The 19,978-nt window shown below is 58.0% G+C and carries 14 protein-coding genes; 10 read left to right on the forward strand and 4 right to left on the reverse strand.

Annotated elements, in window-relative coordinates; genetic code table 11:
* The first annotated feature begins 518 nt into the window (after positions 1-518).
* The 3 genes from Q0650_RS04395 (at position 519) to Q0650_RS04405 (ending at position 4,253) form a co-directional block, all read left to right on the forward strand.
* The gene (locus Q0650_RS04395) at positions 519-2,303 is read left to right on the forward strand and encodes a DUF1800 domain-containing protein (protein WP_298816310.1); all 1,785 of its coding nucleotides are present in this window, start codon (positions 519-521) and stop codon (positions 2,301-2,303) included.
* Between the two features lie 115 nt (positions 2,304-2,418).
* Positions 2,419-3,786 (forward strand): DUF1501 domain-containing protein, encoded by a 1,368-nt coding sequence (locus tag Q0650_RS04400; RefSeq protein WP_298816311.1) that lies wholly within the window; start codon positions 2,419-2,421, stop codon positions 3,784-3,786.
* Positions 3,787-3,800: 14 nt separating this feature from the next.
* Positions 3,801-4,253 (forward strand): cupredoxin domain-containing protein, encoded by a 453-nt coding sequence (locus tag Q0650_RS04405; RefSeq protein WP_298816450.1) that lies wholly within the window; start codon positions 3,801-3,803, stop codon positions 4,251-4,253.
* Positions 4,254-4,340: 87 nt separating this feature from the next.
* On the opposite strand, the gene Q0650_RS04410 is transcribed toward Q0650_RS04405, so the two are convergent.
* Genes Q0650_RS04410 through Q0650_RS04420 form a run of 3 tightly spaced genes read right to left on the reverse strand, consistent with a single transcriptional unit; the run spans position 4,341 to position 6,710 of the window.
* Entirely contained in the window at positions 4,341-5,384 is a 1,044-nt protein-coding gene (locus tag Q0650_RS04410) for an agmatine/peptidylarginine deiminase (protein WP_298816313.1), read from the reverse strand.
* 5 nt (positions 5,385-5,389) lie between these two features.
* On the reverse strand, positions 5,390-6,277 hold the full coding sequence (locus Q0650_RS04415) for a carbon-nitrogen hydrolase (RefSeq protein WP_298816315.1): 888 nt from the start codon (positions 6,275-6,277) through the stop codon (positions 5,390-5,392).
* Between the two features lie 22 nt (positions 6,278-6,299).
* The gene (locus tag Q0650_RS04420) at positions 6,300-6,710 is read right to left on the reverse strand and encodes a gamma-glutamylcyclotransferase family protein (RefSeq protein WP_298816317.1); all 411 of its coding nucleotides are present in this window, start codon (positions 6,708-6,710) and stop codon (positions 6,300-6,302) included.
* 105 nt (positions 6,711-6,815) lie between these two features.
* On the opposite strand from Q0650_RS04420, the gene Q0650_RS04425 reads away from it, so the two are divergent.
* The 3 genes from Q0650_RS04425 (at position 6,816) to Q0650_RS04435 (ending at position 9,889) form a co-directional block, all read left to right on the forward strand.
* Positions 6,816-7,739: an LLM class F420-dependent oxidoreductase gene (locus tag Q0650_RS04425; RefSeq protein WP_298816319.1), complete on the forward strand. Its 924-nt coding sequence runs from the start codon at positions 6,816-6,818 to the stop codon at positions 7,737-7,739.
* Between the two features lie 77 nt (positions 7,740-7,816).
* On the forward strand, positions 7,817-9,037 hold the full coding sequence (locus tag Q0650_RS04430; protein ID WP_298816321.1) for an MFS transporter: 1,221 nt from the start codon (positions 7,817-7,819) through the stop codon (positions 9,035-9,037).
* A gap of 111 nt (positions 9,038-9,148) precedes the next feature.
* The gene (locus Q0650_RS04435) at positions 9,149-9,889 is read left to right on the forward strand and encodes an SGNH/GDSL hydrolase family protein (protein WP_298816323.1); all 741 of its coding nucleotides are present in this window, start codon (positions 9,149-9,151) and stop codon (positions 9,887-9,889) included.
* A 20-nt stretch (positions 9,890-9,909) separates the two neighbouring features.
* Here the strand turns inward: Q0650_RS04435 and sfsA are convergent, their stop codons facing one another.
* On the reverse strand, positions 9,910-10,695 hold the full coding sequence (gene sfsA, locus Q0650_RS04440) for a DNA/RNA nuclease SfsA (RefSeq protein ID WP_298816325.1): 786 nt from the start codon (positions 10,693-10,695) through the stop codon (positions 9,910-9,912).
* Between the two features lie 239 nt (positions 10,696-10,934).
* On the opposite strand from sfsA, the gene Q0650_RS04445 reads away from it, so the two are divergent.
* The 4 genes from Q0650_RS04445 (at position 10,935) to Q0650_RS04460 (ending at position 19,906) form a co-directional block, all read left to right on the forward strand.
* Complete coding sequence (locus Q0650_RS04445; protein ID WP_298816327.1) at positions 10,935-11,939, forward strand: homoserine kinase; 1,005 nt, start codon at positions 10,935-10,937, stop codon at positions 11,937-11,939.
* A 237-nt stretch (positions 11,940-12,176) separates the two neighbouring features.
* Positions 12,177-17,393: an Ig-like domain-containing alpha-2-macroglobulin family protein gene (locus Q0650_RS04450; RefSeq protein ID WP_298816329.1), complete on the forward strand. Its 5,217-nt coding sequence runs from the start codon at positions 12,177-12,179 to the stop codon at positions 17,391-17,393.
* A complete protein-coding gene (locus Q0650_RS04455; RefSeq protein WP_298816333.1) occupies positions 17,394-17,978 on the forward strand; it encodes a GNAT family N-acetyltransferase in 585 nt (194 codons plus the stop codon).
* Positions 17,975-19,906 carry a glycosyl hydrolase gene (locus Q0650_RS04460; RefSeq protein WP_298816335.1) on the forward strand — a complete coding sequence of 644 codons (1,932 nt, stop codon included), beginning with the start codon at positions 17,975-17,977 and terminating at the stop codon, positions 19,904-19,906. The genes Q0650_RS04455 and Q0650_RS04460 overlap by 4 nt, the downstream gene beginning before the upstream one ends.
* Positions 19,907-19,978: the final 72 nt, after the last annotated feature.

A 19,978-nucleotide genomic window follows, 5' to 3' on the forward strand; every position in this document is an offset into this window, starting at 1 on the left:
CGCGCCGAGAGCGGTGGTGTCCCTGTCCCCGTTCCGCGCTGCGGGGTGGTATTCCACCCACATACAGCTTGCTCGCGCCGAGAGCGGGAGCGTCCATGTCCCCGTTCCGCGCTGCGGGGTGGTATTCCACCCACATACAGCTTGCTCGCGCCGAGAGCGGTGGTGTCCCTGTCCCCGTTCCGCGCTGCGGGTTATACATCAATCTCAGGGAGATGGGCATGGACGTTGATATTCCTATCGTTGTTTCTTTGCCATTGCCAAACTTCGACAAGAAACGTTTGCTCTCACCAACCTGTCTCACCCTTTCAACTGGATTGAACAGTCAATCAAACTGTGTGCTCATACATCTCAATTTGACTTTCTTTCTAACGGGAAGTTCTCAATGTTGCCATCACCTATCAACAATGTAGTAGTAACAAACAGTACTTTCGGGTGATTCCGGCTTTGTCTTGTAAAGATTACAATTTTGACAGGCCATATGATGACGATCTATTCATTATCCATTCCAGGAATACCCTATGGAAATAACCCGTCGTGACTTGATAGAGAGTGGCACGCGGCTGATCGCTGGCCTGGCTGCCACCGGTCTGGCCGCGCTCGGCAATTCACCGACGCCGGTTGCTGCCTGCTCGCCTGGCCAGCCGGCTTCTCTGCGCACTATTGCGCTGCGGCGATTGGCTTTTGGGCCTAGTCCAGAACTGGCGGCAATGTATGATGCGACCCCAGGTTCGACTGTGGAAGAGCAGTTCGATAACTGGGTACGCCAGCAACTGAACCCCGCGAGTATCGACGATACGCCTTGTGATAATCGGATCAATTCGGCGCGATTGAAGATTCAGTACACCCACAATAGCACAACGGTTAATGAAGTTCGTCCCCTCACCTGGCTGAACGCTGCTCGTGAAACCCTCTGGCAGCAGCGAGTGGTGCCCGATCTGCCATGGGCAGAGCGAACGCTGCCCTATAACGAGGTGCGGGTTGCCACCTGGATTCGGGCCGTCTACAGTCGTCGCCAGCTCTTCGAGGTATTGGTCGATTTCTGGCATAACCACTTCAACGTTCGCGCCGAATCAGATAGCCGCATCGCGGCAACCTGGCCGGATTATGACCGCATCATTCGCGCTCACGCCCTCGGTAACTTCAACGCGATGCTGCTCGATGTCACCAAGAGCGTGGCAATGATGTATTACCTCAACAACGTCAGCAACCGCGCCGGTGGCGGCGAGGGTGGCAATGAGAATTTCGCCCGCGAGTTGTTTGAGTTACATACTCTGGGGAGTGATAATTATCTGAAATTTTATGACCGACGCGAAAATATCCCGGTGGTAGAGTACGGTTCTGAACGCTTCGCCGCCGCTTATATCGACTACGATGTGTACGAAGCGTCGCGGTGCCTCACCGGATGGACGATCGCCAACGGACGCGACGGCAGACCGAATACCGGCGCATTCTATTTGATGGAGTCGTGGCACGATAACTTTCCGAAGACGGTATTGGCGCCTGCACCAGCGCCTGGTTTTCCACCTGCGCCCAATTTCCCCTACAACAACGGCGCGCAACGCGATGGCGAAATGGCCCTACGCTTGACAGCCCGCCATCCGGGCACGGCCCGCCACATCTGCGCCAAACTGTGCCGGCGGCTGGTTGCCGATGATCCGCCGGTGTCACTGGTCGATACAGCCTATAACGTCTGGATGCAACATCGCGACTCGCCGGATCAGATCCGGCGAGTCGTTGAGGCGATTCTCCTTTCGCCAGAGGCAAAAGCTATCTTTGGGCGCAAGCTGCGCCGACCGCTCGAGGCAATCTGGGCATTTCTGCGCGCTACCAATGCTACATTGCCCAACGATGATGCTTCCGTTAGTGAGCGATATTGGGGTAATTTGCTCTGGAGCGCCGACCAAACCGGTCATCGTTTGTTCGGTTGGGATACCCCAACCGGCCATCCTGATCGAGCCGACTATTGGGCCAATACCAATGCGCTGATCAATACGTGGAATATGTTCTACACCGTTCAGCAAAGCTGGGGCGGCAATGTGGCAATCGATATTGTCGGCCAAACGCCAGGCGGTTTATCGTGTACCGGGATCGTTGATTTCTGGCTGCAACGCATGCTTACGTATATCCCCTACGGTGATCTGCGAACGCTCCTCATCAACTTTCTGGCCCAGGGCCAGGATCCCAATCAACCGCCGCGACCGCTGAGTGGCGCGCCAGATTGGAACAATCCTGCCGCAGTCAACGAACGGATTGTGACGATGGTGCAGTTGCTGGCATGTAGTCCGGAGTTCTGGTTGCGGTAGAAAGCTACCTCCGGTTGATGAACAACGAGCATGAGCGGCTTTTTCGCAAACACCGATATGACGTGATAACGGCATCTACCACGACTTCACCCCACCCAAGAGGAGCAACCTTGCTATGCAGTGGACTCGACGCGAATTTCTAATGGGTTGCAGCGCCGCTATTGCCGCTATGGCTGCGGCCCGGATCGGTCAATTAGCCTTTGCTGAACCTGCCCGGCCTCAGGCTACCAATGAGATCTTTGTCCAGATCTTCTTGCGCGGCGGTTGCGATGGATTGAGCTTGCTCAGCCCATTTGACGATAGCTTCTACCGCACATCCCGCGGGAGCCTGGCACTGCCGACCAGCGGCCCGAATAGTCCGTTGCTGATCGATCCGCGCAATCCGTCGTATAGCAATAGCAGCAGCTTTGGCCTGAATAGCCGGATGCCACACCTCCGCGAATTGTACAACGGTGGTCATCTGGCATTCATCCATGCATGCGGTTTGAATGATGATACCCGCAGCCACTTTGATGCAATGGATTACATCGAGCGGGGCACACCGGGGAATAAGACGACCAGCACCGGCTGGATTACCCGCCACTTGCAGGCGCAGGGTAGCACAACCAGCCTCCTGCCGGTAGTGGCGGCAAACCACGCCACGCCGGCCAGCCTGCTGGAACATCCGGCGGCGGTGGCGATGTCGTCGCCACAACGGTTCCGTGTCTACACGGGCTATCGCTACAACCGCCAACAGGAGAATTACCCCTTCCTCAGCACACTACGCGAGATGTATAATCGCAGCGCGATTAACCCGCTGGCAACGGCGGGTCGCCGGGTAACGCAGATTATCGATCTGATGAGAGGATTGGAGAGCTATACACCGGCCAGTGGTATCACTTACCCTTCCGGTTCGTTTGGCGACTCGCTGAAAACGGTGGCACAATTGATCAAGGCCGAGATCGGCTTGCAGGTCGCCACAATTGACTTCGGCGGCTGGGACACTCACGAGTCGCAGGCGAATAGCGATGGCACCGGCTATCTGCCTGACCGGCTCGGTATCCTCTCACAAGGGTTGCATGCATTCTACAGCGACCTGGCCTCATTCCATAACCGGCTAACGATTGTCGTCTTGAGCGAGTTTGGCCGCCGACTGGGGCGTAATCAATCCAATGGCACCGACCACGGTCACGGCAATGTAATGATGGTGCTGGGTGGTAATGTCAACGGGGGTAAGGTGTACGGAACCTGGCCGGGGTTGCATCCCGATCAGCTCGATCAGCGACAGGATCTGGCAATTACGACTGATTTTCGACAGGTGTTGAGCGAGATTCTGATTCGGCGCCTGGCGAATCCACAGCTCGGTGTTGTCTTTCCTGGCCTGTCAGCTTACACGCCGCTGGGCATCGCGCGTGGTGCCGACCTGCCGCCAAATCTCTCAGCCACGACACCGGCCAGCACCGGTCATCAGATATTCGTGCCGCTCATCCAGCAATGCCGGTAATCTCACCTCGGGGGATGATTGATGTGGATCGGCTAAGGCGATTTGTAGTATGCGCGTTGGTGGCACTAAGCTTGAGCGCATGCGCAACAACGTCAGCGCCGATGGTTGATCTCACTATTAACGCTGCCGGTTGTTCACCGGCGAGCGTCACACTTACGCCAAACCGTGAACCGGCGTTGACGGTGCGCAATGCCGCGCCTGAGGCAATGGTCGTAAGTGTGCCGACAATGGATCGCTGGATCGAGCTTGAAGCTGGCGCAACCGGGGTGTTTGAATTGCCCCGGTACATTATGGGAACGTTCGATCTGTTTTGTCTCAGCACCGCCGATCACCGCGCGCTCGGCGGCGACAATCCTTTTCTTTGTGTGCTGGAACCGGCAGAACTGGCGCCAGTTGCTCGCTCAGCAGGGATTCTGGTGATCGAACCACACGAGCGCATTCGTGAAGTGCTCGAGCAGAATCGCTAGCGATCAGACCAGCCGAATGTAGTCGGGCAGGGAGAGCGAGGCAATTTACCGTTTGCAAACAACCCCGCTCTCACCTCAATACACCCGTTACCCTGCCGCCGGCACCTGTTGGCTGAGGCAGTGCCAGGCGCCTAACCCCCAGACAACTTCTGTAGCGTCAATACCGATCATGCGCCGGGTGGGGAAACAACGCTGCAACACTTCACAGACTCGCTGATCGTTGGGATGGTTGAACACCGGCACGATGACAGCATGGTTGGCGATATAGAAATTAGCATACGAAGCAGGGAGACGCTGCCCTTGAAAAACGATCGGTGGCGGCATCGGGATCGTCAACACCGTAAGCGGTCTCCCGGCAGCATCGCGCATCAACTGCAACCGACGTAGATTGTCTTGCAGTGGATGGTAATTTTCGTCGCCCGGATCCTCCTCCACGGCTGCTACCACCGTGCCCGGCGCAACGAAGCGGGCAATATCATCGATATGTCCATCGGTATCATCGCCAACGATACCTTCACCCAGCCAGAGAATGGTATGAACTCCCAGCATATCGCGCAGGCGCTGTTCGATAGCCGCGCGGTCGAGGTGCGGGTTGCGGTTAGGATTGAGCAAGCACTGCTCGGAGGTGAGCAGGAGACCATTGCCGTCAACATCGATTGAACCGCCTTCGAGCACCATCTCGCCGACAAAACGGGGCACGTTGAGATATTCAGCCATCCGAGCAGGGATCTGGTTGTCGAGATCGAACGGCGGATATTTGCCGCCCCAGGCATTGAATTCCCAATCGGTTGCCGCTATCTCGCGCCCGTGTGGCCCGTCACGGACGACAAAGATGGCGCCGTGATCGCGGCACCAGGCGTCATTGGTAGGAAACTCGTGGAAACGGATGTCGCCAGTTGCGCCCGCTTCGTCCAGAAACGCGCGCGCCTGCGCCGCCATTGCAGCATCGTTCACATTGATATGCACAGTCTCGCCGCGCGCCAGCTCAGCGACAAAGCGCGCATAGACCGGCCAGATCCGGTCGATGATGCCCGGCCAGCTTGCCTCTTTGTGCGGCCACGACAGCCACGTTGCCTGATGCGGTTCCCACTCGGCTGGCATACGGTAGCCCAATTCTGCAGGGGTTGGCATGAAGCTTACTCCTCATCGATATAGCGTCGCGTAATGTCACTGTAAGCGTCGATGCGGCGATCGCGCAGAAAAGGCCAGTGTGTGCGCTGAACATCGATGCGGCCTAGATCGACCGGAGCAACCAGCACTGCCGGCTCGTCAACCGGAGCGCGAACGATGACTGTACCTGATGGATCAGAGATAAAACTCTGGCCCCAAAACTCGATCCCGCCGGCAGGGTCGCCTTCGTGACCGGTGCGGTTGATGCTGACCACATAACAACCGTTCGCAATGCCGTGTGAACGCTGGATGATCTCCCAGCTCTGGTGTTGGGCGACACCATATTCAGCTTTCTCGGCAGGATGCCAGCCAATGGCTGTTGGGTAGCACAGGATGTCAGCGCCGCGCAACGCGGTCAGGCGCGCCGCTTCGGGATACCACTGATCCCAGCAAATCAGCACTCCGATCCGCGCATAGCGAGTTTTGAACACCTTGAAGCCGAGATCGCCGGGAGTGAAGTAAAACTTCTCGTAGAAGAGCGGATCGTCGGGAATGTGCATCTTGCGATACTTACCCAGATAGCGACCATCGGCATCGATCACTGCCGCTGTGTTGTGGTACAGACCCTCAGCCCGCTTCTCAAACAGGCTGGCAACGATCACGATCTCGAGTTCGGCAGCCAGCTTACTTAGACGCTCGGTGCTAGGGCCAGGTACTGGCTCGGCCAGGGCAAAGAAGTCGTGATTTTCACTCTGACAGAAATAGAGCGAGCGAAACAGTTCGGGCAAGCACACAATGCGCGCCCCCTGCTCAGCGGCGGCGCGAATGCCGGCTTCAGCCGTCGCCATATTGGTTTCCGGGTCAGCGGTGCAGCGCATCTGCACCAGCCCGAGATTGACAATGCGTTGTGCCATTGTGACACTCCATTACAGCAGCTTACCACTCGCCGCCAACGATGAGGCGAAACCGACCTTGCCGGATCATTGCCTCGGCGGCATCTCCGGCAAGATACACCCACGCCTCGCGTGGGCCAGACTCGGTATAAACGGTCATAACCACCCGCTCGTAGAGATTACCCGCCCGCCCGGGCACATAATCCTCCAGTTCATCGAGCAGGGCCAATACGCGCTGATAGCGATCAGGAAGTATCTCGATCAGCTCACCGATAACAGTCGATCCTGGCGGAACCAGATCAACTGCCTGCGCCAGAAATGGATAGGGGCCGGCAGTGTAGAGCGCGGCGTTGGGTAACCAGGCTCGCATCTCGCTAGCCGTCTGTCCGGCTAGTAAGCGGGTATAGTTGGATTGTCCCCGCTTTAACGTTCCGTAAACAAAAAATGGACGCATCAACTATTTTTCGCGGTATACTCATAAGGTGCCGCAACGCGGCGCGCTGATACTATACCACGGCTGCGGGGAAAGCCCTGCGCCGCGCAACAAAGGAGCGTCTCCATGCCAATTGAAATCGCCCTCATGATCGAAGGTCAGAATGGCCTCACCTGGCCACGCTGGCAACGACTGGCTCAGGCCGCGGAGGATCTTGGATTCGTCGGGTTGTACCGCTCTGATCACTTCACCAACGCCAATCCGCCAGAAAAAGATTCGCTCGAACTGTGGGTTTCACTGACCTGGCTTGCCGCTCACACCAAACGGATTGAATTCGGCCCACTGGTTTCCCCGGTTTCCTTCCGCCATCCAGCGCTCACTGCGCGCATGGCAGCGGCAGTCGATGATCTGTCCGGCGGACGGCTCCACCTTGGGCTTGGCGCAGGCTGGCAGGAGCGCGAACACACTATGTTTGGCTTCGATCTGTTGCCGGTCGGGCCACGGTTTCAGCGCTTTACCGAAGGCCTGGAAGTGATCACGCGCCTGCTGCGTAGCGATACGCCGGTCACGTGGATCGGTGAATATTACCAGTTGCGCGAGGCTATCCTGCTGCCGCGCCCGCAACGACCGGGTGGGCCGCCGATCGTGATTGGTGGCAATGGCGAAAAACGCACCCTGGCATTAACTGCTCGCTACGCCGATGAGTGGAACGCTGTCTTTGTTTCGCCCAACCGGTTTGCCGAATTGAACAGTCGGCTCGATGCATTGTTAACCGAGGCTGGGCGGACGCGAACGGCAGTGCGTCGCTCGCTGATGACCGGATCGGTCTTTGGGCGCGACGAGCGCGAAGTAGAACGATTGCTGGCTGGCCGCAACCGGACGCAACTTCAGGAACGTGGTGTGCTGGTCGGTACGGCTAGCGAGATCGTCACGCAGATCCAGGCTTTTGCTGAGGTTGGCGTCGAACGGATCATGGCGCAATGGCTCGATCTTGACGATCTTGACCGGCTGGAAGCATTCGCGACGCAGGTATTGGCTCAATTCCGCTGATATAACGATGCCCTGTTACCTGGCAGGAAAGCAGATCGTAGGGCGCTTCCATAATTGCATAAATATTGCGCACTCTCATGCAAACACGCTGGCAAACAACACTCTGGATCACGTTCGCCGCACAATTTCTTTCGGCGATCGGATTTTCAATAATTTTTCCTTTTCTCCCACTTTACGTTGCCGAACTCGGTGTTGCCACCGTTGGCGATGTCGCGTTATGGGCAGGACTGGTCTTTTCACTTCAGGCCCTGACAATGGCCATCGCCGCGCCGATCTGGGGATCGCTGGCCGACCGACTCGGCTATAAACTGATGGTCGAGCGGGCAATGTACGGTGGCGCCATCATTCTCTTGCTGATGGGGTTTGCCCGTTCGGCAGAGGAATTGACCTTACTGCGCGCCATTCAAGGCATGATTACCGGCACTATTTCAGCCGCCAACGCGCTGGTGGCAACGGTAACCCCACGCGAGCGGATGGGGTTCGCGATGGGAACGTTACAGATGGGCCTGTGGAGCGGCACCGCTGCCGGCCCCTTGATCGGCGGTATTATGGCCGAGACGTTGGGGTTTCGGGCGACGTTTATCACTACAGCAGCGCTGCTCCTTGCCTCTGGCGTTCTGGTAACGGTCGGAGTGCGTGGCGGCGGAAAAGCGCCAACGGCACAGCCACGCCAGCGCATCGGGATGCTGCAAAGCTGGTTAGTGATTGCGCGCACACCCGGCATCGCTGCCGCCTACGGTATGCGCTTTCTGAGCAGTCTCAGTCAGACGATTTTGCTACCGTTTGCGCCGTTGTTTATTGCCAGTCTGCTCAGCGGCGATGATCCGGTCAGCGCGTACACCGGCCTGATCGTTGGCGTTTCATCGGCAGCCGGCACTGCGACGGCGATCTGGTTAGGCAAGCTTGGCGATCGTATCGGGCACCGACAGGTCTTAATAGGGAGCGCGCTGCTGGCCGGTCTGGCCTTTGCGCCACAGGGAGCGGTCAGTAATGTCTGGCAACTACTCGTACTACAGGCACTGAGTGGAGCGGCCATTGGCGGGATTACACCATCGTTAAGCGCATTGCTGGGGCGCTACACTGCTGCCGGCAGCGAAGGCGCAGTGTACGGTCTCGATAGCTCAATCGTCTCGGCAGCGCGCGCGGTTGCGCCGCTGATTGGCGCTCTGGTTGTGGGGCCGTTTGGGCTGGGCAGCGCCTTTCTGGTGAGCAGCGTGGCATGCCTGGCGATTGCTATCAGCGCAGCCCGACTGCCCGCAGTGGAACGCCAGCCTGTGACTGCGCAAACCCAAACATAGCCCGACGCTGGCGCAGGCTGCGTTTCCACAAACAGACCGACGTGGAGAGAAATGGTTACAATTAAGCTGTACGCAACCGTTTCGAGAACCACCATCACAGGAGAGAGCACTTTGATCCGCCGGTTCTATCTGCTTGGCCTTGCCCTGTTCGGCGCAGCCTGTCTGGCCGGCATCCTGGCCTGGCAACGCGCGCGCCATTACGAACGACTCTTTCACCTCGTCCGACTCGATCCGCTTGGGTTGACAGCGATTGACGCCACGCCAACCACATCGGCGCGTTTCGTCTTTTTCGGCGACTCGCGAGCGGCGGCGTGGCCGGCCCCAGCGGGGTTCACCATTGTCAATCGTGGCGTGCCCGGTCATACCACTGCGCAGGCGCGGTTACGTTATGTCATGCACGTTAGCCCGCTCAAGCCGGAACTGGTCATCGTGCAGGTTGGGGTAAACGATCTCACTGCGCTGGCAGTGTTTGAGCGCGATACTGAAACCATCATTCAAACCACCATTGCCAACCTGCGCGCCATTGTTGACCTGGCCCGTTCGGAAGGGAGTCGAGTCATCGTGACCACGATCTTCCCGCTTGGCCCCAATGCCTTCGAGCGGCTCGATCCGGCAACAAGCCTGATTCAGTCTGCAATCATGCGCGTGAACGAGGCGATTGCCGCGCTCGCTGCGCCTGACGTGATCGTTTTCGATAGCGCAGCGTTGCTGGCTGGCGTGGATGGATACGTTGCCGAACCGTATCAGACTGATCTGTTGCACATTAATGCGGAAGGGTATCGCGTGTTGAATGAGGCGCTGGGGAGGTTACTGGCAGAGTATACCGGAAACAGGTCGTCGCCGAAACCATAGGGGAAAGAGACCCTAAAACATCAACCGGCGCAACCATCGCGGCGCAGTTCGAGCGGCACGGCGCTAAGTGAAGCAAACATTGGCACTTCACGGCCTAACGTCACACCCGATATGCTTACCGGGCAGACATAGGCATATATTTCCACACCTATCGAACGGGCAGTGCGCAAGGCGCGACTGAACGCGACATCGACTTCTTCGTCAGGAGCAAAGGCGCATCCCTGTGAACGCTGGATGATGAACACTACTGCCGCGCGTTGACCATTACGGGCGGCGTTGATCAGCAGCTCGAGATGGTGACTGCCGCGCTCAGTCGGAGCATCAGGAAACACGGCGACATGATCGATGATGCGTGTCACCGATTTAACTTCAATCAGGCAAGTATCGAGTCCTTCGCTGAGGCGAAAGTCAATGCGATGCGGGCCGAGCCGAACTTCACGCTGAACCCGAGAATAGCGCGAGAATTGCGGCAAAGCACCCAGCGATAGAGCAGCGGCAACAAGCCGATTAGGCAGTTGGGTATCGAGCGACACCAGGTCGTGCCCCTGATACACGGCCACCACCTGAAATGCCGTCTTGCGCCCAACCTCCTCGCGGGGAGCCAGCAATAAGCGCGCGCCGGGCACCAGCAGATCGGTCAAACGACCACGATCAGAGAGATGGGCGCGCACCATGCGACCGCCCATCTGCGCTTCAACCAGAAACTGACCGGAACGAGCAAAAAACGTTGCTTCTACCAGCGGCGCACCGGTAGAGAGCGGCACTCGCACAGTCGGTTGGATATAGGTACCCGATCCATGTCCCATGTCTGTAAGTATACCACAGAGAAATGTGGTCACATTAAGCTGAGCTACAGTATTGACTGTATCGGTTACAGAGAACATTGTCAACCAGGTTCCCAGCAGCTTCCGTCAGCGGTGTATCGTTTTATTGCGTGACGGTCAGTCATTGCCGGTCAACGCTCCGCTGGCAGCACAGCGACCTGCACTGTCTGATACTGCTCGATGGTACAATGAACACCTGAGCATGGCTATGAGGTAGCTCAATGCTAACCCACGATGACATTGCCCGCGTATTAGCACTTTACGAAGTCGGTGAGTTACGTTCAAGTCGCCCGGCCAGCCATGGCGCAATCAATGAAACCGCCTTCGTTGAAACGACCGTAGGCCGCTTTGTCATGCGGCGCAACCGACGACATATCGGCTTACAGTCGATCCGCCTGCGCCACCGTTTACTCGAGTGGCTGCGTCAGCGTGGCTTTCCGGCGCCACGGGTATTGCCGGCGCGCAACGGCGAGACGGTTGTTATCATCAATGACCGGGTATATGAGTTGAGTGTCTTCATCATTGGCGATGAATTTAACCCGACTCGCCCGCGTCAGCTTAGCGATGTTGGTCGAGTGCTGGCCAGCTATCACCGCGCTGTAAGCGATTTTCCTGATCCACCGCCGCCGCCGCCATCACGCTACCTGCCGTCCGGCTTGAGCAGCCTGACCGAACGGCTCATCACCCGCGACCTGCTCGGCGATCTGACGGTCATCCTGCACTGGTATGAACGGCGCATTGCCGAACTGCGCCGACAATTAAGTGACGAGGCTTACGCCGCGCTACCACACTTGCTGATTCACGGAGACATGCACCGCGACAATCTGATTTTCCGCGGTGATGCAGTAGCGGCGCTCATCGACTACGATCAGATTTGCATCGATGCCCGGCTGGTCGATGTGGTTGACGCGCTGGTGGATATGGCGATTGGTCCGCCGCCACCCAACTGGTCAATGTGGGGAGTCTATCGCGCGCCGTTGGATCTTGAGCGAGTTCGACTCTTGCTGAGGGCGTATAATGCGATTATGCCGCTATCGCGCAATGAAGCTCAGGCATTGCCGGCGATGCTTGAGACAGTGTGGTTGCAGGGCAACCTGCGCCGCGCCTTAAGCACGCCAGACGCCGAACCGGATTATCACCTGGAACTGTTAGGGCAAGGCCAGTGGTTGTCAAAATGGATGGACGAGAATCGCGCGCATATTCTGGCCGCAGCAATGGTATACTGATACTCGTTCTAAGGTTTGCAAACAGCGCGAGTGAACCATGACATTTGTGACAGCCCTGGTAAGACCTGAGGCATCGTTTGCGCAGCGCGCGCAATTCAGGCAGGTCGATTGGGAATTGCGCAATGGATGTTCGTCGTTGTTCTCCAGTCCTGTTCGACACCATACTTCGCAGATGACAAAAACACGAGCACGAACAAACCAATCATTGCCCCCAACCCCTTCAGCGCGGTAAGTATCATGGCTCATCCGGTTCGACTCGATAGCATGATACGAGGCATCCGGCGCTGGATGCGGCTGCTGGCCCACCTTTGGACAATCGTACTGGCTGGTGTCGTTGTAATCTTGCTCGCTGGGCTGGCAATCCGCTGGCTGGCGCCACTATCACCGTGGACTGAGACGCCAACCGTGCAAGTGCGCGATCCGTTGCCTCAGAGCCGGGCCGTGCCACCGCGCAGCGCGATAACGCTCGCATTCAGCCTCCCGATGAATCCGTTCACCGTGGCGCGCGCCCTGCGAATCGATCCACCAGTGTCTGGAACGTTTGAATGGTCGGACGACATGCGTGTGTTGCGCATCATTCCAGCGCAACCGCTACAACCAGATACAACGTATCGCATTCGTCTGCTGGCAAGTGCGCAAAGCCGATGGTGGCGATCGCTCGCCCAACCACTCGATGTTGTGTTTGTCACGGCTGCCCAACCCACAGTGACCGCTGCACTGGCGCCACGTCAGCGCAATGCGCCGCTCGCGCTCATCTTCAGTCAGCCCATGGTGGATGAAACTGCCGTCGGTCAGCCGGTTACACTTACCTTCTTGCGCATTACACCGCCATTGCCGGTGAGCGGGCAATGGCTTGATCCGCAAACATTGTTGATCGAGCCGACCGGTGCGTTTGCCGCCGCAACCACGTATACCCTTACTCTCGACCCCAGTCTGCGTGATGCCCGCGGTATCGAGCTGGGTCAACCCTTTCAATGGCAATTTACAACTCCCTGGCCAACCCTGCTCGAACGGAAGCCACTGCCCGACGAACGCTGGGTCAACCCACAGCAACCGCTCACATTAACATTTGATGCGCCGATCGATCAACGTCTGCTTAGCGCTGCTCTGGTTATCACGCCAACTATCAGCAGCGATCTGAGTAGCTCAACTCATGATGGTCGCTATACCGTTACTTTAACCCCACACAACGGTTGGACAAGTGGACAAACCTATTACGTTCGGCTCCAACCACCAGATGCAATCGCGCCACTGGCTGAATGGCGCTTCGCCGTCGAGCCAGAACCAACCCTGATCGCCTCATTTCCAGGGCAGAATCAAACGCTGGCACCGGGGCAAGAGATACGCCTGATCTTCAGCACGCCAATGGATGAAGCCGGGTTGCGAGCCGGCTTGCGCTTTGACCCACCGGTAGCAGATGTTACCATTGAGGTAGAAGAGAATCGGGTTAGTCTCCGACCGGTAGTGCAGGCAGCAACAACGTACACGTTAACGATAGCTATCGGTACCCGTGATCAGAGCGGTGTTCCGCTTGCCGAGGAGGTAACGCTTACGTTTCGCACGGCAAGCGCGCCGCCCCAGTTGCGTATCGCCGGTGAAACGCTGCTCAGTTTTCCGGTCGAATCACAGCCGGCGATTACCATTGAGCGCATGAATGTAGCGTTCATCGATGCGCAACTTTACCAGCTCGATCTGACAACACTGGCGCGCGCACTCTTAATTCAACCCGGAGAGTGGATCAATTTCGTTCCGGAACGTTACGGTCAACCATTGATACGGTCCTGGCGTGAGCTGATCAACGATCCACCAGATACGACAGTTCGGAGTCTCCTGCCTTTGATGGCGAATAGTGCTGGCGATCCGCTGACACCGGGAGCGTATTACCTGCGCTTGACTACCAGCAATGGCCTGCGCGCCGATCGACTCTTGCTAATCTCATCGCTTCACCTGACCATGCTACCCAATGGTAGTGAACTGTTGATCTGGGTGACGAAGCGAGGCGATGGCGCGCCGGTCAGCAATATTCCACTGTCATTGTACGGCGCTGAGACGCTACTGGCGCGCGGCAGCAGCAACGATCAGGGTCTCTGGCGAATCCCCTGGCAGTTGATAACCGGGGTGGAAACTAACAATAGCGCGAATCGCGCCATCATTGCGCTGGCTGAAGGTGACGGAATCGCCCTTGCTCGCGTTGAACCGGCTACCCTCTTTCCCACCGCAATTCAAGCTCTTCTTGCAGTTGACCGCCTGAGCTATCGTCCGGGAGGCGTCGTCCGCATCAATGGCCTGGTGCGCGAACGACAACCAGATGGCCGGCTCGATATACCGGCTGTCAGATCGTGCCAGCTTCAACTCGATGGCGCCTCTCAGATCGGTGAACCAACCGCTGTGGCCTGCGCCATTACCGATAAGGGATGGCTCAACGGTAGTCTAAGGCTCGACGCTCGCCTGCCACCTGGACAATATACCGCGCGTGTAACCATTGGCGATGCGACATATCAGCTTCCGCTCCGCGTCAGCACGCCATCAGCCGGAACCAATGTCCGGGTCAACCCGACTCGCCCGGCTGGTCTCACAGTTAATGTCACCCGCGCCGAGTTGCCTGTCAGTGGCGCAACAGTAAGCTGGAACCTCCTGCTCGAAACCCTCTCAGTAAGCGAACTCGATGGCGTGAGTGGTGAGACGATTGGCCCCGCCAGCGAAACGCAAGCCAGCGCCGTCACCGATCTCAGTGGACGGGTAACGATAAACCTGCCGGCTGAGGAGAATCTGTTGCGTCCGCTGCGCTATCGCGCGCGGATCACAGTGCAAACGCCTGACGGAGAGCAGATTCTGCGCAACGATGAGGGTATCATCATCCCGCGTAACATACGCCTCGAAGTCGATGCGCCTATCGTCATCGACCGCAACGAACGAGCAGCCATTACAGTGTCAGTGCATGATCCTGATGGTCAGCCGCTTGGCAACACGCTGGTTGAGATTGAGCTACGGCGAAGCGCCACTGAGCCGCCGCTGATCGTCCGTCGCGCGCGCACTGCGGCCAATGGTCGCATGACGACAGCCCTGGTGCCATTGGCCTCAGGACGATATGAACTCATTGCGCGAGTCGGGTCAGTATTGACGAAGCGCGTATTGTGGGTCGCTGGATCGCCGATCGCTACTTCTGAACCATCCATCGTGGCCGACCGTTCTGTCTACTCCATCGGCGATACAGCGCGTTTATTGATCACCGGACCAGCCGGCGGTGGCAGCCTGTTGTTAATTATCGGTCAGGGGACTGATGCCCGTACTGTCATCACGACGGCGCAGCCGGGTAAGCTGATTGATCTGTCGATTAGCGCCGAATTCGCGCCACTCACTCCTATCACTGCCTTGATTGATGATGGCTCACGAGTCTGGTGGGCAACCACAATGCTTTTGATTGACCCGCTGCCATCACCGACTATCAATCTGTCTTTGCGCGAAGCGCTTCCCAATGCGACAGTAACGTTTACCGTTACCGCTGCCACTGATACGCTCCTCGTTACCCTCAATCCGACCAACACACCACCAAATAATCTCGAACCCTGGAATCGGTTGCTCTCGCCGGCACACCTGACTACCGCGCAACGTAGCGGGCTGACCGGCATCATCTTGCCGGCAACTATTCAATCTGTCAATGATCAGCACGAAGTCAGTGTGCGATTGCCTTCGCAACCTGGCCGTTGGCGGATTGAAGTCATTGCCGTCTATGCATCTGGTTTTGCGACCATCGCCAGTGTTCTGATCGACACGAACCAGCCGGTGGAAGCGGTCGCAGTGCCACTGCCGGCCCTGCGTCAAACCGATACCGTCACGACAACCCTGCTCCTGCGCAACGTTGATCGGCAACCCCGCTCGATTCGCGCCCGACTCTGGCTCAGCGGTGGTGTGTTGCTTGATCCAAGCGAGCAATCAGTAACAATCCCGCCAGGATCGACTCTACCCGTCTTCTGGCAGTTGCAACCCCAACCGGGTGTGTCAATCATTGGTCTGCGCTATGAAGTGATTGACAGCGTTCCACTACCGCCAATTGAATATGCTGTGCCGGTAATCAATGAGGGGGCGGTGTCAACTGCCGGCCAAACGCGCGTTATCGCAGACGCAACCGATCTTACTCTTCCTGATAGCGAACACGAGGTCGTCATTGCCGCCGGCGCGCGCGCAGCGCTGACCGATCAGGCCCAACGATTGGCACAGACTATCACCCCAACCGCAGAAACGCTGGCAGCGGCCATTATGATCGGACGCCAACTCGAACGGACAGCCACAACCACCAGCGAAACAGAATATTGGCAAACGACTATTGCCGGCATTCTCCAGCAACTGCGCGCTTTGCGCAACGGCGATGGCGGTTGGGGATGGTGGCCGACCAGTCGATCCGATCCGTTTGTGACTGCGTTCGTGCTCGAAGCTGTCGGCCAGCTCGATCGCACATTGCCCGGCCTGCGTGAGCTGAGCGAGCCAGCGCTGCGCTATCTGCGGCGAGAACGATCAAATCAGCCGCCTGATGCCCAGGCCTATATTGATTATGTCATGTTTTTGCATAGCATTACCGTCAATCAGACACCCACTCTTACCGATGTTGGTCCGGCTGGTCTGGCATTCACTGCGCTGCGACTCGCTAACGAACGCAGCGCCATGCTCAACTCTCTGTGGGCTACTGCCGGCAATAACCTGGCATGGGCCGGCGCCACAGGATTGCCTCCCAGCACGCTTGCGGTCAGCGCCAGTGTTGTACAGGCATTAAGTGCGGATCGCCCTGCCGACCCGCGTCTGGACACCTGGCGAACAGCTCTCTTGCGCCGCTGGCAGGTGGATGGCTGGCCTACACCTTACGAGGCGGCGCGGGTAGCGCTGGCGCTTGGCGCAGAACTGCTGTCTGACGGAGCAACGGTTACCGTCAGTCATGACCTGACGGGTCAATCAACGATTAGCGGCACGGAACGCTTGCGGATTGGGGGTGGTTCCCTCCGGATCGAGCCTGAGAATGGGATAGCGCTGGTGGCAATACGCAGTCCGACGGTCAGCGCCGGTCGCACAGGCGATGTGCGCGCGCGTCTGCGCTACGTCACCGCTGCCGATCCGCTTGTAATGAATCAGGTAGTACAGATTGACGTGTTGTTGGTCATTAGCCAGCCGCTCTTTCGGCTGGATGTGACCATTCCGTTACCGACCGGAATAACGCCGGTAAAGATAGAAGCCGATCATGATTTCGCGTTCCAACGCATCGATCGCGATCGTCGCCAGGCGCAGATCGGCGGCGCAAGACTGGCTGCCGGAGTATACCGGTTTACTGTCACCGCTCAGGCCACGACCGCCGGCGTATTTCAGGCGCCGCCAGTCTTGATCAACGCCCCAGGAAGCGATCTGGCGTCCACGATCATCGTATGGCAAAATGAGATCACAATTACGCCGATCACAAATAGACCGTAGATGGGTAGCACGCTCTTCACAACTGAACGGCTCTGGTTGCGGGTGATGGAGCCATGCGACAACGAAGCGGTGCGTGGCTACTTTCGGCGCGCATGGACGTTTGGCGAAGACTGGCTACCAATTCCGCCAGCCGATTTTTTTACCTTGCAGGGGCAGCGTCGTCGATTGGCGGCAGAGGCCGAAGCGCGCCGCGAGCGGCACAGCTTGCGGCTCTTTCTGGTGCGACGCGATGATCCATTTGAACGGATCTGCGGTGACATCTGGTTTGATTGTATCGATCAGGTCATCTGCCGGGTAGCGTTGATTGAGTTTCGCATGGAAGAGCGTTCTTGTGGCAAGGGGTACATGGGTGAGGCTTTGCCGGTGGCAATGGCACTTGCCGGCGCTGAATTAGGGATTGACCGCTTCGAAGCACTGATAGCGCCGCAACATACCGCTGCATGTCGGTTGGTAGCACGATGTGGATTCACCCCACTCTCCACAATTGTGTGTTGGCGGCAACTTGGACAGGGATGGGTAGAGCATCAGGTATACGCCACGGTAGCGACGCAGACCACTTCCACCGCGCACACCCAGAACAGATGATCCGTATTCTTTGCCTGATATCGTTGTTACTGACTACAGCCGGAATCCTGGCGGCTGACGCGCCGGCGCCGCGCCGGCTTATCACCGAATCGATTGCTATTCGCGCGCCGGTTGGTCCACTGGCAATCGGTATCAACAGCCACCTCGCCACCCGTTACCCCGACGCGGCAACCATGCCTGTGCCGGCGGCAATCGTGGCCGATCTCGGCGTGCAGTGGGTGCGCGAAGATCTGCACTGGCACCGGATTCAACCGCATCCGGACACATGGGATTGGGTCTTCACTGACGCTGCGCTCTACGCGCTGCGCCGGCAACGGTTACAAATCCTGGGAGTCTTAGGACCGGCAGTTGGGTGGGCTACCGCTGACCCCAATGACCGCGATGATCTGATTTCATTCGCGCCACCTGATGAAACGGCTTTCGTAGCATATGTCAGCGCTGTCGTGCAGCGGTATAAACATCTGGTCAAACACTGGCAAATCTGGAATGAGCCGGATCAGGCGTTATTCTGGCGACCGACACCCGATCCCGAACGATACACCCGGCTGTTGATCAAAACTGCCCGGGCTATCCGCGCAATCGATCCTACTGCCACCATCGTGCTGGGAGGTATCAACCCGTTTGATACCGGCTTCCTGCGCGCAATTGCCGCATTCGGCGGCTGGCATGCCTTTGATGTGATTGCGATTCATCCGTATGTAGACCCGCTCAGTCCTGAAGAGGGCAACCTGATTGCTGCCGCCGATGGTGTGCGCGCCATCGCTGCCCACTACGGCCCTAAACCGATCTGGGCGACTGAAATTGGCTGGGCCAGCGGCCCCGGCGACCGCGATGCGCTCGGTTTGACCACCGCTGCGCAGCAAGCAGACTACCTCGCAAGAGCGTATCGCGCCCTCTGGCAAGGCGGTGTCAGCCACGTCTTCTGGTACACGCTGAAAGATGATCCGCACAATCCCTACGGATTGTTTGCGTATGGCCGCGGGAGAGCCGATTTCAGCATTCCCAAGCCAATTGCTGCCGCAATGCGCAATCTTGCGTCAACACTGGCCCGTTCTGTGACCCTGTCGCCGCCGGTTGTCGTCCAGCTTCACAGTCAGTCGGCGCAGTGGCAACGACCTGCGCAACCGAACGGATCGCTGCGCGTCTTGCCATCCGGCATCTTGCAGGCATCATATCGCTTCACAACTCGCGCCAATGATTATGTCGCCTTTGAATTGCGTGAAGCGATCCCGCTACCTGCCGAAACAACGGCGCTGGCGATTCATCTGCTTGGCGATGGCAATGGTCACCGTTTCCGCGTATGGCTGCGTGATAGCGAGGGCGAAATCTATAGCCTGACTGCCGGCGTTATCGGCCCACCAACATGGCAGACACTCACAACCCCTATCAGTCGTCGCCCAGCGCAGTATACTCGCATCGCCGGGGATGGTAATGGCCGACCTGACTGGCCACTGGCGCTGCACGCCCTGGTGATTGACGACGATGATGATGCCTGGAGTGGAATGGGAGAAGTGTACATTGGGCAGCTTGAGGCGCTGATTGCAGAGACTGACAGCATGCCCCTTGAGCCGCTACGCGATGGGGAAAGGTTGCCAACCCGCGCAGGAACAAGCAATCAGGCTGATCAGGCACGCGCAACTTCCCCCTTGCCCGGCCATTGCTGCACTTACGCGCTGCCGGCGCTACCCACAGCTACGAAACTGTCTCACCGGCAACTGCCTCTTGCAACGCCGTCAGAGCATCTACGCCTCCTTGCCGGTAGGCTAGCCAGGGCATGGCCGGCTTTGGTTGGGCATGCACTTCGGTCAATGCCCGCTGCCACTGCTGCAACTCATCAGCAAGAACTTGCGACCAGCTTGACGGATCGGCAGCGCGCAGCCGCCGGCGCGCTCCCATCAAGGCAGCCAATCGCCCCTCGTCATATTTAACGCCGCCGGTCACCCGCCCATCGCGCTGCAACTGACACCACGCCGCGCCGCCGGTGCTCGCCATAACGGCCT

This window comes from uncultured Chloroflexus sp. (assembly GCF_937129525.1).
GTDB lineage: Bacteria > Chloroflexota > Chloroflexia > Chloroflexales > Chloroflexaceae > Chloroflexus.

What these genes read in the sequence shown, in the direction of transcription:
- Q0650_RS04410 (WP_298816313.1), bottom strand. Translation starts at nt 5,384, where the DNA reads ATGCCAACCCCTGCAGAATTGGGCTACCGTATGCCAGCCGAGTGGGAA.
- Q0650_RS04460 (WP_298816335.1), top strand. Translation starts at nt 17,975, where the DNA reads ATGATCCGTATTCTTTGCCTGATATCGTTGTTACTGACTACAGCCGGA.
- sfsA (WP_298816325.1), bottom strand. Translation starts at nt 10,695, where the DNA reads ATGGGACATGGATCGGGTACCTATATCCAACCGACTGTGCGAGTGCCG.
- Q0650_RS04445 (WP_298816327.1), top strand. Translation starts at nt 10,935, where the DNA reads ATGCTAACCCACGATGACATTGCCCGCGTATTAGCACTTTACGAAGTC.
- Q0650_RS04420 (WP_298816317.1), bottom strand. Translation starts at nt 6,710, where the DNA reads ATGCGTCCATTTTTTGTTTACGGAACGTTAAAGCGGGGACAATCCAAC.
- Q0650_RS04400 (WP_298816311.1), top strand. Translation starts at nt 2,419, where the DNA reads ATGCAGTGGACTCGACGCGAATTTCTAATGGGTTGCAGCGCCGCTATT.
- Q0650_RS04450 (WP_298816329.1), top strand. Translation starts at nt 12,177, where the DNA reads ATGGCTCATCCGGTTCGACTCGATAGCATGATACGAGGCATCCGGCGC.
- Q0650_RS04455 (WP_298816333.1), top strand. Translation starts at nt 17,394, where the DNA reads ATGGGTAGCACGCTCTTCACAACTGAACGGCTCTGGTTGCGGGTGATG.
- Q0650_RS04430 (WP_298816321.1), top strand. Translation starts at nt 7,817, where the DNA reads ATGCAAACACGCTGGCAAACAACACTCTGGATCACGTTCGCCGCACAA.
- Q0650_RS04415 (WP_298816315.1), bottom strand. Translation starts at nt 6,277, where the DNA reads ATGGCACAACGCATTGTCAATCTCGGGCTGGTGCAGATGCGCTGCACC.
- Q0650_RS04395 (WP_298816310.1), top strand. Translation starts at nt 519, where the DNA reads ATGGAAATAACCCGTCGTGACTTGATAGAGAGTGGCACGCGGCTGATC.
- Q0650_RS04405 (WP_298816450.1), top strand. Translation starts at nt 3,801, where the DNA reads ATGATTGATGTGGATCGGCTAAGGCGATTTGTAGTATGCGCGTTGGTG.
- Q0650_RS04425 (WP_298816319.1), top strand. Translation starts at nt 6,816, where the DNA reads ATGCCAATTGAAATCGCCCTCATGATCGAAGGTCAGAATGGCCTCACC.